This is a genomic window from Burkholderia mayonis (assembly GCF_001523745.2).
Lineage (GTDB): Bacteria > Pseudomonadota > Gammaproteobacteria > Burkholderiales > Burkholderiaceae > Burkholderia > Burkholderia mayonis.
The window spans coordinates 3,547,258-3,563,193 of sequence record NZ_CP013386.1 but is presented as its reverse complement, the minus strand read 5'-3'; the positions used below and the strand labels follow the sequence as shown (position 1 = coordinate 3,563,193).

Genomic DNA, 15,936 nt, shown 5'->3' with positions numbered 1-15,936 from the left:
CGCGCGATTCGGGTGCGCGCAGGGCAGAAAAGCAAGCGGTAGACCAATCATGACGACGGAACGGGCAATACGGAAGATCGGGCAATGGGCGGCGAGCGTGATGTGCGCGCTCGCGGCAACGCTCGTCTTCGCGCAGCCGCCGCATGGCGGCGGGCCCGGCTTCGGCGGCGGTCGCGGCGGCGCACCGTACGCGGCGGGCGGCGCGGGCGGCTGGCGCGGCGCGCCCGGCTCCATGCACGCGGCGCCGCAAGGCCGCGAAGCGCGGATCGGCGTGAACGGCTACCGCCAGCGCTGGGGGCTGCGTCCGACGCCGTCGTACGGCCGCTACGCGGCGCAAAACCCGTACCGGCCGATCAGTGCCGAAGCGCGCCAGGCCCCGCACGGGCCCGGCTCGGGCAACGTGCCGATGCGCACCGGCTCGATCCGCGCCGACGTCGCGCGCTATAACGAGGAACGCGGCGGCCGCCCGGCGCCTCCGCCGCGCCAGGACGAAGCGCCGCATTTGCCGTTCTTCGCGCCGTTCTACCGCAACTGAGCCTCGATTCGGCCGGGGTGTGCGCCGCCGGCTGACGCAAATTCGCGACACTCGCGCGAAATCCTCCCGCGCATTTCCTTGGTTACGCTATCTTTCGCGCCTCGTTGCGAGGACGACGCGCGCAAGCCGGCGTTTTCTCCGCGTTCGAATTGCCGCTGGCCATCGTTGCCGGCGCTCGATCGTCGCGCGCAGGAGCGCCGTTCGTCAGTTTGAAACCGGCGCGCCCGTCGCCGACGCCCGACAAATCGCCGGGAAGTTAACGCTGACGCTATATCCGCAATAAGTCCCTCCTTTTTTGACCGGAAAAATGGCTCGGGAAGATGGCGACGCCCCCGAACGGCGTCGTGTCTTCCGGACGTCGCCCGCCCGTTCGCCTCGCTTCCGTTAGACGACAATCTGGAGATCACAATGAAGTCATCCGTCAGCCGCGCGCTGAAAACCACTTTCGCGTGCGCCGCCGTCGCGGCGCTGGCCGCGGGCGCGTCGGGCGTTCGCGCGCAGTCGAGCGTTCAACTCTACGGGCAGGTCGACGAATGGATCGGTGCGCAGAAATTCCCGGGCGGGCAACGCGCATGGGGCGTGCAGGGCGGCGGGATGTCGACGTCGTACTGGGGCCTGCGCGGCTCCGAGGATCTCGGCGGCGGCTATCAGGCGATCTTCACGCTCGAGGATTTCTTCCGCGCGCAGAACGGGCGCTACGGCCGCTTCGACGGCGACACGTTCTTCGGCCGCAACGCGTACGTCGGACTCGCGACGCCGTACGGCACGGTGCGCGCGGGTCGCCTGACGACGGAACTCTTCATCTCGACGATCCTCTTCAATCCGTTCATCGATTCGTACGTGTTCTCGCCGATGGTCTATCACGTGTTCCTCGGCCTCGGCACGTTCCCGACGTACGCGACCGATCAGGGCGCCGTCGGCGATTCGGGCTGGAACAACGCGATAGACTACACGAGCCCGACCTTCGGCGGCCTCAACGCGGCCGCGATGTACGCGTTCGGCAACACGGCGGGCGACAACCGCTCGAAGAAATGGAGCGGCCAGGTGAACTATTCGAACGGCCCGTTCGCCGCGACGGCCGTCTATCAGTACGTGAACTTCAACGGCGGCCCGGGCGATCTCGGCGCGCTCGTGTCCGGCATGAAGAGCCAGGGTGTCGCGCAGGTCGGTCTGTCGTACGACTTCAAGGTCGCGAAGGTCTACGCGCAATACATGTACACGAAGAACGAGCAAAACACCGGCAGCTGGCACGTAAACACCGCGCAAGGCGGCGTGTCGGTGCCGCTCGGGCCAGGCAGCGCGCTCGCATCGTATGCGTATTCGCGCGACTCGGGCGGACTCGACCAGGCGCATCGCACGTGGGCGCTCGGCTACGACTATCCGCTGTCGAAGCGCACCGACGTGTATGCCGCATACATGAACGATCGCTACTCGGGCATGTCGAGCGGCGACACGTTCGGCGCGGGAATTCGTGCGAAGTTCTAACGATTCGGAACCCGGGCGCGCGTCGCTCGGGCAATGCACGAAAAAGTGAGCGGCGTCACACTAAATGGCGCCGTTTTGCCTTTTTTGACGTTTTCAATTCTCCAGCTTTGTTACAGTTGCTTGCGATTGCATAATTCCCCTCGATTGTGAGCATTCTGGATGGATACCCTCGTCAGCATGAATGTGTTTCGCTACGTCGTCGAAGTCGGCAGCTTCGTCGGCGCGGCTGAGCGCATGGAGATGTCGGCGGCGATGGCGAGCAAGCACGTGATGCATCTCGAGCACCAGCTCGGCGCACGTCTCTTGCATCGCACGACGCGCCGCGTCGCGCCGACGGAGGCGGGGCGCGAATACTACGAGCGGCTCGTGCAGGCGCTCACCGAACTCGACGAGGCCGGGCAGGCAGTGGGCGCCGCGAGCGTCGTGCCGCAAGGGCGGCTGCGCGTGACGTCGCTGTCCGCGTTCGGGCTGCGGCACGTGATGGACGCGGTGACGTCGTACGCGGAGCGCTACCCGGACGTGACGGTCGAGATCACGCTGTCCGATCGCGTCGTCGAACTGATCGACGAAGGCTACGACGTCGCGGTGCGCGCGGCGCCCGCCGGCATGAAGTCGTCGTCGCTCGTCGCGCGGCAGATCGCGACCGCGCACATCCTGCTCGTCGCGTCGCCCGAGTATCTCGCGAAGCACGGCACGCCGACGACGATCGCCGATCTCCAGCAGCACAACATCATTCGCCGCGAGCCGAACGAGACGCTGCTCGACGCGACGATCGCCGATGTCGCGGCCGCGTCGCGCATGCCGCTGTCGGGCAACGTGATCGTCAATCATCTCGAGGGACTGCGCGTCGCCGTGCTGGGCGGCTCGGGCGTCGCGCTCCTCGGCACCGAAGTGGTCGGCGAGGACATCGAGTCCGGCCGCCTCGTGCCGCTGTTGCTCGACGCGCTGCCGCCGCGCGAGCTGCCGATCTATGCGGTGTATGCGAGCCGTCGCCACGTGTCGGCGAAGGTGCGCTCGTTCGTCGATTTCCTCGCGGACCGCTTCGCCGGCCAGTCGCTGTGCCCGTCGATCGACGAGCGGCTGCGGCAGCTCACGATGCCGCGGATGAAGCGGCTCGGGTAACGCGAGCGTGGTACGAGCGCCGCGCATCGACAAAAAACGCGGACCGGCGGGGCCGCGCTCAGACTGAAGACGAACCCTCGCGTGGCGAGGGTTTTGTTGTTTACCGCTTGTTGATTCGCGTTCGACGCCGGGGCGATTCGATTCGATTTGATTTAATGCTTCGATGCGGCGCATCGCCCGTCGCCTGTGCTTCGCATGCGCATCATGCATGCCTCGCGCCTGCGGCGCCGCGTGAATCGCGCGCCGCCCGACACGCACGCCGCCCGACACGCACGGCGACGACCGAGCACGGCGGCGACGATTACGCGCGAATCCCGAGCCGCGTCTTCGCGTCGTCGTATTCGCGCTTGAGCCGCGCGACGAGCTCCGCGACGGACGGAACGTCGTCCATCAGCCCGACGCCCTGTCCCGCGCCCCAGATGTCCTTCCATGCCTTCGCCTTGTCGCTGCCGAAGTTCATCTTCGACTTGTCGGCGACGGGCAGCGCGTCCGGATCGAGGCCCGCGTTCACGATGCTCTCGCGGATGTAGTTGCCGTGCACACCGGTGAAGAGATTGGTGTAGATGATGTCGGCCGACTTCGCGTCGAGGATCGCGTGCTTGTAGCCGTCGACCGCGTGCGCTTCCTGCGTCGCGATGAAGCGCGTGCCCATGTAGGCGAGATCGGCGCCCATCGCCTGCGCGGCGAGGATCGAGCCGCCGTTCGCGATCGAGCCGGACAGCACGATCGGGCCGTCGAAGATCTTGCGGACTTCGCCGACGAGCGCGAACGGCGACGTCGTGCCCGCGTGGCCGCCCGCGCCCGCCGCGACGAGGATCAGGCCGTCCACGCCCGCTTCGAGCGCCTTCTGCGCATGCCGCAGGTTGATCACGTCGTGCAGCACGATGCCGCCATAGCTGTGCACGGCGTCGACGATCTCGCGCGCGGGCGCGCGCAGGCTCGTGATGAAGATCGGCACCTTGTGCTCGACGCACACGCGGATGTCGTGCTCGAGCCGCACGTTCGACTGATGGACGATCTGGTTTACGGCGATCGGCCCGATCACGGCGTCCGGGGTCGCGGCCCGGTGCTCGGCGAGCTGCGCCTGGATCTGCGTGAGCCATTCGTCGAGCAATTCGGCCGGGCGCGCGTTGAGCGCGGGGAACGAGCCGACGATGCCCGCCTTGCATTGCGCGAGCACGAGTTCCGGATAGCTGACGATGAACATCGGCGACGCGATGACGGGCAGCGCGAGGTTTTGCAGGATGGCGGGCAGGGCCATGCGGTGTCTCCTGAATCGTCGCCGCGCGTGCGGCAAATGCGTGAAGTTCGTCGCGTTGCGTCGTCCTCGCCGGGGCCGTCGCGCGCGGTCGATATGTTATGTGAGTGTCGTGCCGACTGCGCGCTCGCGGCGAATTAATACGAACGGTCGTGCCATTATAGGCGCGCTTCGACGAACGCGCTGCGGCCGGGCTGTCGAATGAGTGCTCTGTTTCTATGCTTTGCGCGGGCATGCCGGCGATGACGCGACGATCGCGCTCCTACAATAACGATCACAACAATCCGAGAGAACAAGACCATGTCGTTTGAGGAGTTCGCGCCGTTTCGCGTGACGGCGCAGGACGTCGACATCTTCGGCGTCAAAGGAGGCTCGGGACCGCCGCTTCTGTTGCTGCACGGCCACCCGCAGACGCACGTGATCTGGCATCGCGTCGCTGCGACGCTCGCCAGGCATTTCACTGTGATCGTCACCGATCTGCGCGGCTACGGCGCGTCGGGCAAGCCGGCGAGCGACGCGCGGCACGCGCCGTATTCGAAGCGAGCGATGGCGGCCGATCAGGTCGCGGTGATGCGTCACTTCGGCTTTCCGCGCTTCTACGTGTGCGCGCACGATCGCGGCGCGCGCGTCGCGCATCGGATGGCGCTCGATCATCCGGACGCGGTCGAGCGGATGCTGCTCCTCGACATCGCGCCGACGCTCGCGATGTACGAGCGCACCGATCGCGCGTTCGCGACCGCGTACTTCCACTGGTTCTTCCTGATCCAGCCCGAGCCGCTGCCGGAGACGCTGATCGGCGGCAACTCCGATGCGTACGTCGAATCGGTGATGGGCAATCGGTCGGCCGGCCTCGCGCCGTTCTCGCCGGAGGCGCTGCACGCGTATCGCGAAGCGCTGCGGCAGCCGGGCGCCGTGCATGCGATGTGCGAGGACTATCGCGCGTCGGCGACGATCGACCTCGATCACGATCGCGCGGATCTCGAACGCGGCAACAAGGTTGCGTGTCCGTTGCGCGTGCTGTGGGGAGAGAACGGCGTCGTCGGGCGCTGCTTCGAGCCGCTCGACGAATGGCGGCGCGTCGCGCGCGACGTGAGCGGCCGCGCGCTTGCCTGCGGACACTACATCCCGGAAGAGGCGCCCGTCGTGCTGATCGACGAGATCGTCGCGTTCTTCGAGGCGCGCGAGGTGGCGTGACGCCGCGGCGCGGGCTTCGTTACCCGAAGCCCTCGTTTCTCCGATGCGAGCGCCGCGCCGCTTTCGCGCGCACGGTGCTTCCGTCGATTTCACACGGGGTGGCGCTGCGCTTCGCGTCCGCTCCACGCTTGCGTCAATCCTCTTCGATCACGAGTGGTGGCAAGCGCCGCGCGACGGGCGTCGATTTGACGATCGCCGTGCTCGTCTCCGCGCGCTCGGTCACCTTCGCGAGTATCCCGTCGAGCTGCTCGATCGAGCGTAGATAGAGCCGGCAGACGAAGCAATCGTCGCCCGTCACCTTGTCGCATTCGACGAATTCGGGAATCCGCCGCAGCAATTCCTCGACGAGATGCAACTGGCCGGGCAGCGGCTTCACGCGCACGATCGCCTGCAGCGTGTAGCCGAGCGCGCGCGGATCGAGCTCGACCGTGAAGCGCGCGATCACGCCTTGCGCTTCGAGCCGGCGCAGGCGGTCCGCGGTGCTCGGCGCGGACAACCCGACGCGCCGCGCGAGTTCGCTGACGGGTTGGCGCGCGTCGTCGGCGAGCGCGCGCAGCAGTTCGCGGTCGATCGAATCGAGTGTGCTCGCCGCAGGCGGCGGCGAAAGGCGTTTTTGCATGGCAGCCTTCTTTTCAAAGGTGGATAGACGCATCTCACTCAGTTTAGCGATGGAGAGAAACCAATCAAGTGCCTAGAATCGAAGTCAGGCTTTCCTCTCGCGAGAATTCACATGGCTTCGAACGATATGCGCCGCGGGGCGCTCGAAATGGTGATCGCGATGCTGATGTCCGGGACGATCGGCTGGCTCGTCGTGTCGTCGCGGCAGCATCCGATGAACGTCGTGTTTTTTCGCTGCCTGTTCGGCGGCGCGACGATGCTGATCATCTGCGCGGCGCTCGGCTTCCTGCGCCGCGATCTGCTGTCGAAGCGCGTCGTCGCGCTCGCCGCGCTCGGCAGCGTCGCGATCGTCGCGAACTGGGTGCTGCTGTTCGCCGCGTACTCGCGCGCGTCGATCTCGATGGCGACGGCCGTCTACAACACGCAGCCGTTCATGCTGGTCGCGCTCGGCGCGATCGTGTTCCGCGAACGGCTCACCGCGTCGGCCGTCGCGTGGCTCGTGCTCGCGTTCACGGGGCTCGCGCTCGTCGTGCGCGTCGAGCCCGCGGTGCTCGCGGTGCCCGGTCAGTATCTCGAAGGCGTCGTGCTCGCGCTCGGTGCGGCGTTCCTGTACGCGGTGTCGTCGATCGTCACGAAGCATCTGAAGGGCACGCCGCCGCATCTGCTGGCGCTGTTCCAGACGGGCGTCGGCGTGCTCGCGCTCGCGCCGTTCGTCCACTACGACGCGCTGCCCGCGACGCCGAGCCAGTGGCTCGACCTCGTCGTGCTCGGCGTCGTCAACACGGGGATCATGTACGTGTTGCTGTACGGCGCGATCCAGAAGCTGCCGACCGCGACGATAGGCGCGCTTTCGTTCGTCTATCCGGTCGTCGCGATCGTCGTCGATCGGATCGCGTTCGGGCAGACGCTCGCGTGGAGTCAGGTGTTCGGCGCGGCGTTGATCCTGCTCGCGGCGGCCGGCGTGAATCTCGGCTGGCGGATCGTGCCGGCGCGGCGGGTCGAGGCGCGGGGCTGAGTGTGCCGGGCGGAGTGCGCGGCGGTTCGTGGCGGTGCGCGGCGCGGTGGATGCGTGGCGGTGCGCGGGCGATCGGCGCTTCGCTTCAGTGCGCATCGAATGGCGCGGGCGCAGTCCGATCGAGCGGCGAGCATCGTCTGGCGGAAAGGCGATGCGCGCAGCGCGTCACGGCGGGCGGCGGCGATGGGCGCGGATAAAGCATCGGCTGGTCGAGCGGCGTGCGGCGGCTTATCGGGAGGCGAGGCGCGCCGTGCAAGCGCGGCGCGTCAGCAATGACGGAGGCGCGCGACGTGTCGTCCGATCGATCGGCGCGCGTCGGTTGACAGGGATCGCACGCGACGCATGCGTGGTGCGCCGGCGGCGCTCCGGACAGACGGACGCAGCGCCGCGATCGGGCGATGCACGCTGATTCGCGCAGACGACATCGCGCGCGACGCGAAGCCAGACCGAGACATTCCGACACGCGCAAAAAAGTTGTAGGGAAACTCCTGATGCGATGCAGCGAGGGCGCTCGTATGATGCGCAGTGACGTTGATCACGTCCACAGAATTCTCATTACGCTCGCCGTTCGCCAATCTGGCTGAACGGCATTTTTTTGCGCCGTGCCTGCCGCTTGCGGCAACGCGCGCGGGCGCGGCCCGCTGCCGGCGCCGCATCACGCGCAGGCCGTCTGCCGCGCCGCCAGCCGCGCGAGCACTGCGCGCTTCGCGTCGTCGTCGAACTTGCGCCAGCCGGCGATCTCGTCGCGCGTGCGACGGCAGCCTTCGCACCAGCCGGTTTTCGCATCGATCCTGCAGACGTTCGTGCATGGCGACGGCACGTTCGTGCCCGGCGCAGCCGTCGTCTCGCTCGCGGCGACCGCGCTCACCGCCGCCTCGCTCGCCGCTGCATGCGTTGCCGCCGCATCGGCCGCTGCCGCGCCCGGCGTCCCCTCGACCTTCGCCATGCCGCCGATCTCCGTCTTGTCGCTCATGCGTCGCTGCGCTCCGCGACGTCGGCCACCGGCGCGCCCGTCAACGTCACCAGCTCCTGCGGAGACAGATTGAACACTGCGTGCGGGTGGCCGGCCGCTGCCCACAGGTTGTCGAGCTCGAGCAGGTCGCGATCGATCAGCATGACGGGCTCGACGAGATGACCGATCGGACACACGCCGCCGATCGCGTAGCCGGTGTTGTCGCGCACGAACTTCGCGTCCGCACGGCCGACTTCGCCGACGTGTTCGGCGACCTTCTTCTCATCGACGCGATTCGCGCCGCTCGCGACGACGAGCACGGGCGCGCCGTCGGCGCGGCGGCGGAACAGGATCGACTTCGCGATCTGCGCGACCGAGCAGCCGAGACCCGCGGCGGCTTCGGCCGACGTCTTGCCGGTTTCCTCGAGCATCACGATGCCCTTCGCATGGCCGCGCTCGCGCAGCAGCAACGCGACGCGACGGGCGGAATCCGGAAGCTTGTCGATGGGGGCGGGGGTAGCCATGGGTGCGCTTCGTATCCTCGTGGAGTAGTGGTGTGATGGGCGCCGCGCGGATCACGCGCAGGCGGACGGTTCGGCGGCCGCACGCTGCTTCGCGAGCAGCGCGCGCCCCGCGCGCGACACATTCGCGCGGCCGATCGCGGTCGAGATGAAATCGCCGGCGGCGACGACCTGGCCGAGATCGACGCCCGTATCGATGTTCAGGCCGCGCATCATGTACAGCACGTCCTCCGTCGCGACGTTGCCGGTCGCGCCCTTCGCGTACGGGCAGCCGCCGAGGCCCGCGACCGACGCGTGGAAGATCCCGATGCCTTCGAGCAGCGCCGCGTAGATGTTCGCGAGCGCCTGCCCGTAGGTGTCGTGGAAGTGCCCCGACAGCCGTTCGCGCGGGAACGCCTTCGCGACCGCGTCGAGCACCGCGCGCGTGCGGCCCGGCGTGCCGACGCCGATCGTGTCGGCGATGTCGATCTCGTCGCAGCCGAGCGCGGCGAGGCGCTTCACGACGTCGACGACGGCGTCGACCGGCACGTCGCCCTGATACGGGCAGCCGAGCGCGCACGACACACTCGCGCGCAGCCGCACGCCCGCGTCCTTCGCCGCGCGCGCGACGGGCTCGAAGCGCGCGATGCTCTCCGCGATGCTGCAGTTGATGTTGCGCTGCGAGAACGCCTCGCTCGCCGCGCCGAAGATCACGACTTCGTCGGCGCGCGCGGCGAGCGCGTTCTCGACGCCCTTCAGGTTTGGCGTGAGCGCCGAGTAGATCGTGCCCGCGCGGCGCTCGATGCCGGCCATCACGTCGGCGCCGTCGGCCATCTGCGGCACCCATTTCGGCGACACGAACGACGCCGCCTCGATGTTGCGGAAACCGGCGCGCGACAGCCGGTTCACAAGATCGATCTTGACGTCGGTCGGCACGAACGCCTGCTCGTTCTGCAGCCCGTCGCGCGGGCCGACTTCGACGATCTTCACGGATTGGGGGAGCGTCATCCGAGTCTCCTGATTCCTGTCTTCTGATGAATGGATCGCTGCATGGGATTTTCCTGCGAGCGTATTCGCGGGCCGCCGCGGTCAATAGCCGAGTGCGCGGTCGACGACGCCGCCGATCGGCTCGCCGCGCTCGAGCGCGCCGATCTTCGCGGCGATCTGCTCGACCGCTTCGGCGCGCAGTGTATCCGCCGAGCAGTGCGGCGTGATCACGATTCGCGGCTCGCGCCAGAACGGGTGATCTTCAGGCAGCGGCTCGGTCGCGAACACGTCGAGCGTCGCCGCGGCGATGCGGCCGCTCGAGAGCGCGTCGAGCAAGTCCGCTTCGACGAGATGCGCGCCGCGCGCAATGTTCACGAGATACGCGCCGTGCGCGAGCTTCGCGAACGCGCGTGCGTTCAGGATGCCGTCGGTGTCGGCGGTGCTCGGCAGCAGGTTCACGAGCAGCTTCACGCCGTCGAGGAACGCGTCGAGCTGCGCGACGCCCGCGAACGTCGCGATGCCGTCGAGCGTCTTCGCCGCGCGGCTGTAGCCGCGCACCGGCAGCCCGAGCGCCGCGAGCGCGCGCGCGACTTCGGCGCCCAACGCGCCGAGCCCCAGCACGCCGACGACGAACGTGTCGCGCGGATGCGGCGCGAGCGCCTGCCAGCGGCGCTCGCGCTGCAACAGCGCATATTCGTCGAAGCGGCGCAGATAGCGCAGCGCCGCGTGCGTCGTGTATTCGACCATCTGCCGCGCCATCCCGGCGTCCTCGAGGCGCACGAGCGGCACGTCGCGCGGCAGCATGCCCGGATGCGCGCGTTCGAGCGCGAGCACCGCGTCGACGCCCGCGCCGAGATTGAACACGGCCTTCAGATCCGCGCGCGGCGCGAAGAACGCGCGCGGCGCGCGCCAGACGAGCGCGTAATCGGCGGGCGCGTCGTCGCCGGGCGTCCATGCGCGCAGCCGTGCGCCGGGCAGCGCGCGCTCGATGTCGCGCTTCCAGTCTTGCGCGTCCCGATGCGGCGTATAGAGCAGTATTCGCATGCGTCTACTTCGCGAACAATTGACCGATGTCGGCGAATGCCTTGAATTCCAGCGCGTTGCCGCACGGATCGAAGAAGAACATCGTCGCCTGCTCGCCGGCCTCGCCCTTGAAGCGGATGTGCGGCTCGATCACGAAAGCCGTGCCGGCCGCCTTCAGTTTGCCGGCGAGCGCGTGCCATTCGTCCATCGACAATACGACGCCGAAATGGCGCACCGGCACGTCGTCGCCGTCCACCGGGTTGACGGCCGGGCGGCCCGTCTCGTCGGGCGCGAGGTGCGCGACGAGCTGGTGTCCGAAGAAATCGAAATCGACCCAGCGATCGGAGCTGCGGCCTTCCGGGCAGCCGAGCAGGCCGCCGTAGAAGCGGCGCGCGCGCTCGAGGCTCGTGACCGGAAACGCGAGATGAAACGGGCGCAACGCGCCTGACGGCGTGGCGGACATGCATCGTCTCCTCAAATGAAGCCCTCATTCTACGGTTTTGCCGCGCTTTGCGTCGCCATGCGCGGAAATGCAAAGCACAAAAAATTGGTTCGCCGCGCATCGCGCGCACGCGACAATCGACGCCAGGCTCCTAGCTTCGCGAGGGACACATGCGCTCATGCAGCAAATCGACGTGGCCGCCGCGGCTCGTCACGGTGCCCGGTCTGCACGGCAGCGAAGGCGCGCACTGGCAGACCTGGCTCGAGAGACAGTTCGCGCGCGCGCTGCGCGTCGAGCAGGACGACTGGGACGCGCCGCATCTCGCGCGCTGGGCGCAGAAAGTGCGCGATCTGTTCGTGCGCGAGCGCGGGCCGTTCGTGCTCGCCGCGCACAGCTTCGGCTGTCTCGCGGCCGCGCATGCGCTCGTGCAGCACGCATCGGTCGCGGGCGCGCCGGCGGCGAACGTCGTCGGCGCGCTGTTCGTCGCGCCGGCGAATCCGAGCAAGTTCGCGTTCGCGGGCGACTTCGATCCGCACCGCCTGGCCGTGCCGTCGATCGTGATCGGCAGCGAAAGCGACCCGTGGATGACGCTCGCCGCCGCGCGCGAGCTTGCGCACCGGCTCGGCAGCGCGTTCGTCAATCTCGGCGACGCCGGGCACATCAATACCGCCGCGGGCTACGGGCCGTGGCCGCGCGCGAAATATCTCGTCGATACGCTCGTGCATTGCGCGGCGCCGCTGCGGTTTCGGGACGACTCGCCGGCAATCGGCGCGATCGCGCGCGATGTGCTCGTGACGGCGGCTTGATGCGCTTGCCGCAATCGCCGGGTTCGACATTTCAGGCCGCCGTCACGAGCTGCGCGACGGCGACGCGCCGCTCGTGCGTGAGCGGCGGCGGCAAATCGCTCAGCGCGAACCAGCCGAATGCGTCGTGCTCGTCCGGCTCGACGATGCGCGGCTCGCCCGCGAACGCGCGCGCAAGATAGACGGGCGCGACCCAGTGCGCTCGATTGGCGGCGTCGATGTGATCGACGACGCACAGCAGCGTGACGCGTTCGAGCGCGATCGCCTGCGCCTCTTGTGCGATGTGCGTCACGTCGTGTCTTCGGAAACGATGTTCGGCGCACACAACACGCATCCGGGTTTCACTTCGACGCTTGTCGTCGCGCGCATTTCTTTCCGCATCGAACTGAATCGATCGCGCGACGGCGTCCATCAAGCACGCCGTCGCGCGTGCACCTTCAGGCCGTGACGGGCGCGACCGCCGCCGGATCGGAATAGCTCGCCTTGCCGTTCTCGACGTGGCCCGCGAAGCGGCGCAGGAACGTGCCCGCCGCGCCGTCCGACACCGTCACGTCGTACCAGTGATGGCTCGGCGCGAGCGCCCATTGCTCGATCCGCTCGTCGCCGCCGCGCAGCGTGATCTGACGCGACTGCGCGCCGTACGCGTTGTCGGTCAGCGTCAGCGGCACGCTCTGGCCGCCGTGATTCTGCAGCTTCAGATACAGGTTGCCGTTCGCGATGTCGTAGCCCGCCTTCACTTCCGGATGCGCGGCTGCGTGCCGGCCATGGCCCTCGGCGGCGGCGACGCCTTCGAACACGCGCACGAAGCCATTCGGGCCGTACACCGAGAACGCATACGCGCCGTTCGTCGCGCCGAGATCGAACTCGTCGTGCAGCGAACGATGCGCGCCGACCGTGTAGCGCCACGGGCCGTCGCTGCGGTTCGACGCATACACATAGAAGTGCGCGCCTTGCTCGCCGCGATTCGCGAACTCGATCCGCAAGTGTGTGCCGCCGCGCACCGACGCGTTCACGTGCAGTTCGTACGGCAGCGCGCGCGCCGGACGCACGCCGGGTTCCTGCGGATCGACGGGGCTCGGCGCGGCGGGCACGGTCGGCGCGGGCTTCGTCGAGCAAAGCTGATCGGCGATCGACCGATAGTTGCTCGTGTCGGGCAACGGCGGCAGCGTCGCGTCCGGCGTGCGGAAGTCGAACGCGGACGTGAGATCGCCGCACACGGCGCGGCGCCACGGCGTGATGTTCGGCTCGTCGATCCCGAAGCGCGCGGCGATGAAGCGGATCACCGACGTGTGGTCGAACACCTGTGAGCAGACGAAGCCGCCCTTCGTCCATGGCGACACGACCGTCATCGGCACGCGCGGGCCGAGGCCGTACGGCAGGCCGTCGGCGGTGTAGCTGCCGCCGCGGCCCGGATTCACGACGTTGTGGATCTCGCCGTCGACGGCGACGGTGGACAGGCCCTGCGCGCGCGTCGTCGCCGGCTGCGGCGGCACGACGTGATCGAAGAAGCCGTCGTTCTCGTCGTACATGATGAAGAGCACTGTCTTGCGCCATACGTCGGGGTTCGACGTCAGCGCGTCGAGGATCTGCGACGTGTAGTTCGCGCCGTAAGCGGGCGTGTACTTCGGATGCTCGGAGAACGCGGCGGGCGGCAGCAGCCACGACACCTGCGGCAGCTTGTTCGCGAGCACGTCGGCCTTCAGGTCGTCGAGCGTGCGCGCCGTCTGCGCGCGCTGATACAGCGACGAGCCCGGCTTGGCGTTGATGAAGTTCGCGAAGTTCTGCAGGACGTTCGTCCCGTAGTTGCCGTTCAGCGGATCGCTGCCCGTCGTGCCTTGCTGATAGATCTGCCACGAGACGCCGTTCGCTTCGAGACGCTCGGGATACGTCGTCCACGTGAGCAGGTCGTACTTCGGCGGCACGTCGCCGTCGACGTAATCGTTGTTGTCGAGGAGCGGGCCGCCGTACTTGCCGGTCGGGTCGACGGTGCCCGTCATCAGATACGAACGGTTCGGATGCGTCGGGCCGGGCAGCGAGCAGAAGTAGTTGTCGCAGACGGTGAACGCATCGGCGAGCGCGTAGTGAAACGGAATGTCCTCGCGCACGTGATAGCCCATCGTCATGTCGGTCTTGTTCGCGGGCCACTGATCGTAGCGGCCGCCGTCGATCGCCGCGTGCGTCTTGTACCACGAGTGATCGAGGTCGCCGATGCATTGCGCGCTCGTCGTCAGCGTGTTGAGGCGAAACGGCAGCACGGGTTTCGACGGATTCGCTTTCGACGGCTGATACCAGACCGGTTTGCCATTCGGCAGCGCGATCGGGAAGCGGTCGTTGTAGCCGCGCACGCCGCGCAGGTGTCCGAAGTAATGGTCGAACGAACGGTTTTCCTGCATGAACACGACGATGTGCTCGACATCGCGGATCGTGCCCGTGCGCGACGCGGCGGGGATCGCGAGCGCACGGCGGATCGATTCGGGGAACACGGTGAGCGCGGCGGCGGCGCTCGCGGATTGTGCAACGGTATGCAGGAAACGGCGGCGGCTTTCTGACGTCATGTTTTCACCTTTGGCTCTGCGGGGAAGAGGGCGCGGCGGAACGCGATCAGCCGGGATTCGATGCGGGATGCGCGGATGCCGCCGTCGTGCCGGATGCGTCGCCGGCTTCGTCTTCGGGCGGGTAGTGGATCACGGGCGTTGCGAGCGGCGCACTCGCCGGCGCGGTGTGGCTGGCCACGGCGCCGCCGTTGAACGAATTGGCGGCGGTGTCCGGCGGCGATGCCGTTTGCGCGCCGGCGTTCGTCTCCGCGCGAGCGTGAGACGCATCGTCGCCGCACGCGGCGACGAGCGGCACGACGCAAAGTGCGGTGACGAGGGCGGCGAGACGCTGGCGCATCGGGGGGCCTCCTGAGAATCGATCGCGTGTCTTGGACGTCCGCTAGTTTGAGGAAACGATGCGTCGGTTACGTGAACCGTTTGCGACGGCCATATTATGACGATTTGCTTTCGGTCGGCTGGCGGCGGTGGGCAGGCGGCGCGTCGGCGGTGAGCTTGCGGCGCGGCGTCTTGCGGCGCACCTCGTCGCGCAGCCAGTCGAGCCACGCGGCGATCGCGCGCTCCTTCGGATGTCCGGGCCGCCAGACCAGATAGTGAGCGTAGACGTCGGCGATGCTCGCCTTCGACACGCGCACGAGCGCGCCCGACGCGAGCTCCGGCGCGATCAGCGAGCGGCGCGCGAGCGCGACGCCACGGCCTTTCAGCACGGCTTCGATCAGCGCTTCGGCATCGTCGAATTGCGGCGCGCGGCGCGATTCGACGAGATCGAGCCGCGCCGCCTGAAACCACGGCTCCCACGGCTGCGCGGGATGACGCAGCAGCGTCGAGCGTGCGAGGTCGACGGCCTCGCGCGGCGCAACGCCGTCGCGGTTTCGATAGGTCGGACTCGCGACCGGAAACACCGCCTCGTTCATCAGCTTTTCCGCGACGACGCCGGGCCACGTGCCGGGGCCGTAACGCAATGCGACGTCGATGCGGCTGCGCTTGTTGAGCGGCGCGAGCGCGACGTCCGGATGAAGCGTGACGTCGATTGCCGGATGCGCGGCGCGAAAACGCGGCAGACGCGGCGCGAGCCAGCGCGTCGCGAAACTCGGCAGCACGCTCACGTGCAGCGTCGTGCTCGCCGCGCGGGAGAAGCGGGGTGCGCGCGTCGCTTCGAATGCGCGCGCGAGCACGCTCAGGCCTTGCCGCACTTGCAGCGCGAGCGCGTGCGCGGCTTGCGTCGGCGTCGCGCCGTTGCGCTCGCGCGTGAAGAGCGGACGGCCGAGCTGCGCTTCGAGCGCGCGCACGTGCTGGCTGACGGCGCCTTGCGTGAGCGCGAGCTCGTCGGCTGCGCGCGTGAAGCTCTGCAGCCGCACGGCAGCTTCGAATGCACGCAGCGTCTGCAACGGGGGGATGCGGGGTCGTGTCATCCGTGTATTAGTAACACTAATGCCTGAGCACGACAATT

16 protein-coding genes and 1 pseudogene are annotated in these 15,936 nt (G+C 68.2%); 6 read left to right on the top strand and 11 right to left on the bottom strand.

Annotation, left to right across the window (positions count from 1 at the left end; genetic code table 11):
• Positions 1–49 precede the first annotated feature (49 nt).
• From WS70_RS32150 to WS70_RS17160, 3 genes are all read left to right on the top strand, one after another.
• A complete protein-coding gene (locus tag WS70_RS32150; protein ID WP_059471927.1) occupies positions 50–535 on the top strand; it encodes a hypothetical protein in 486 nt (161 codons plus the stop codon).
• A 408-nt stretch (positions 536–943) separates the two neighbouring features.
• Positions 944–2,020: a porin gene (locus tag WS70_RS17165; protein ID WP_059596837.1), complete on the top strand. Its 1,077-nt coding sequence runs from the start codon at positions 944–946 to the stop codon at positions 2,018–2,020.
• Between the two features lie 159 nt (positions 2,021–2,179).
• A complete protein-coding gene (locus tag WS70_RS17160; protein ID WP_059471925.1) occupies positions 2,180–3,142 on the top strand; it encodes a LysR family transcriptional regulator in 963 nt (320 codons plus the stop codon).
• Between the two features lie 301 nt (positions 3,143–3,443).
• Here WS70_RS17160 and WS70_RS17155 read toward each other — a convergent pair whose 3' ends face one another.
• Positions 3,444–4,403: an NAD(P)H-dependent flavin oxidoreductase gene (locus WS70_RS17155; RefSeq protein WP_059471924.1), complete on the bottom strand. Its 960-nt coding sequence runs from the start codon at positions 4,401–4,403 to the stop codon at positions 3,444–3,446.
• Between the two features lie 297 nt (positions 4,404–4,700).
• Between WS70_RS17155 and WS70_RS17150 the strand changes: the two genes are divergently transcribed.
• Positions 4,701–5,594: an alpha/beta fold hydrolase gene (locus WS70_RS17150; RefSeq protein ID WP_059596836.1), complete on the top strand. Its 894-nt coding sequence runs from the start codon at positions 4,701–4,703 to the stop codon at positions 5,592–5,594.
• A gap of 133 nt (positions 5,595–5,727) precedes the next feature.
• Here WS70_RS17150 and WS70_RS17145 read toward each other — a convergent pair whose 3' ends face one another.
• Positions 5,728–6,213: an Lrp/AsnC family transcriptional regulator gene (locus WS70_RS17145; protein WP_059471922.1), complete on the bottom strand. Its 486-nt coding sequence runs from the start codon at positions 6,211–6,213 to the stop codon at positions 5,728–5,730.
• Positions 6,214–6,324: 111 nt separating this feature from the next.
• Between WS70_RS17145 and WS70_RS17140 the strand changes: the two genes are divergently transcribed.
• A complete protein-coding gene (locus WS70_RS17140) occupies positions 6,325–7,227 on the top strand; it encodes a DMT family transporter (RefSeq protein WP_059471921.1) in 903 nt (300 codons plus the stop codon).
• Between the two features lie 655 nt (positions 7,228–7,882).
• Here the strand turns inward: WS70_RS17140 and WS70_RS17135 are convergent.
• The 5 genes from WS70_RS17135 to WS70_RS17115 form a co-directional block, all read right to left on the bottom strand.
• Entirely contained in the window at positions 7,883–8,200 is a 318-nt protein-coding gene (locus WS70_RS17135) for a DUF1289 domain-containing protein (RefSeq protein WP_059471920.1), read from the bottom strand.
• The gene (locus tag WS70_RS17130; RefSeq protein WP_059596835.1) at positions 8,197–8,703 is read right to left on the bottom strand and encodes a YbaK/EbsC family protein; all 507 of its coding nucleotides are present in this window, start codon (positions 8,701–8,703) and stop codon (positions 8,197–8,199) included. Before WS70_RS17130 ends, WS70_RS17135 begins: the two co-directional genes overlap by 4 nt.
• 51 nt (positions 8,704–8,754) lie before the next feature.
• On the bottom strand, positions 8,755–9,687 hold the full coding sequence (locus tag WS70_RS17125) for a hydroxymethylglutaryl-CoA lyase (protein WP_059471918.1): 933 nt from the start codon (positions 9,685–9,687) through the stop codon (positions 8,755–8,757).
• A gap of 81 nt (positions 9,688–9,768) precedes the next feature.
• On the bottom strand, positions 9,769–10,710 hold the full coding sequence (locus tag WS70_RS17120; RefSeq protein WP_059596834.1) for a 2-hydroxyacid dehydrogenase: 942 nt from the start codon (positions 10,708–10,710) through the stop codon (positions 9,769–9,771).
• A 4-nt stretch (positions 10,711–10,714) separates the two neighbouring features.
• On the bottom strand, positions 10,715–11,152 hold the full coding sequence (locus tag WS70_RS17115) for a VOC family protein (protein WP_059471916.1): 438 nt from the start codon (positions 11,150–11,152) through the stop codon (positions 10,715–10,717).
• Positions 11,153–11,301: 149 nt separating this feature from the next.
• On the opposite strand from WS70_RS17115, the gene WS70_RS17110 reads away from it, so the two are divergent.
• The gene (locus WS70_RS17110; protein WP_059596833.1) at positions 11,302–11,937 is read left to right on the top strand and encodes an RBBP9/YdeN family alpha/beta hydrolase; all 636 of its coding nucleotides are present in this window, start codon (positions 11,302–11,304) and stop codon (positions 11,935–11,937) included.
• A 31-nt stretch (positions 11,938–11,968) separates the two neighbouring features.
• On the opposite strand, the pseudogene WS70_RS17105 reads toward WS70_RS17110, so the two are convergent.
• From WS70_RS17105 to WS70_RS17090, 4 genes and pseudogenes are all read right to left on the bottom strand, one after another.
• Positions 11,969–12,211, bottom strand: a pseudogene (locus WS70_RS17105) (NUDIX hydrolase); the annotation flags it as partial.
• 160 nt (positions 12,212–12,371) lie between these two features.
• The gene (locus WS70_RS17100) at positions 12,372–14,489 is read right to left on the bottom strand and encodes a phosphocholine-specific phospholipase C (RefSeq protein ID WP_059596832.1); all 2,118 of its coding nucleotides are present in this window, start codon (positions 14,487–14,489) and stop codon (positions 12,372–12,374) included.
• A gap of 46 nt (positions 14,490–14,535) precedes the next feature.
• Positions 14,536–14,826, bottom strand: a complete 291-nt coding sequence (locus WS70_RS17095) for a hypothetical protein (protein ID WP_059596831.1) — start codon at positions 14,824–14,826, stop codon at positions 14,536–14,538.
• A gap of 94 nt (positions 14,827–14,920) precedes the next feature.
• Positions 14,921–15,898, bottom strand: a complete 978-nt coding sequence (locus WS70_RS17090; RefSeq protein WP_082716249.1) for a LysR substrate-binding domain-containing protein — start codon at positions 15,896–15,898, stop codon at positions 14,921–14,923.
• Positions 15,899–15,936: the final 38 nt, after the last annotated feature.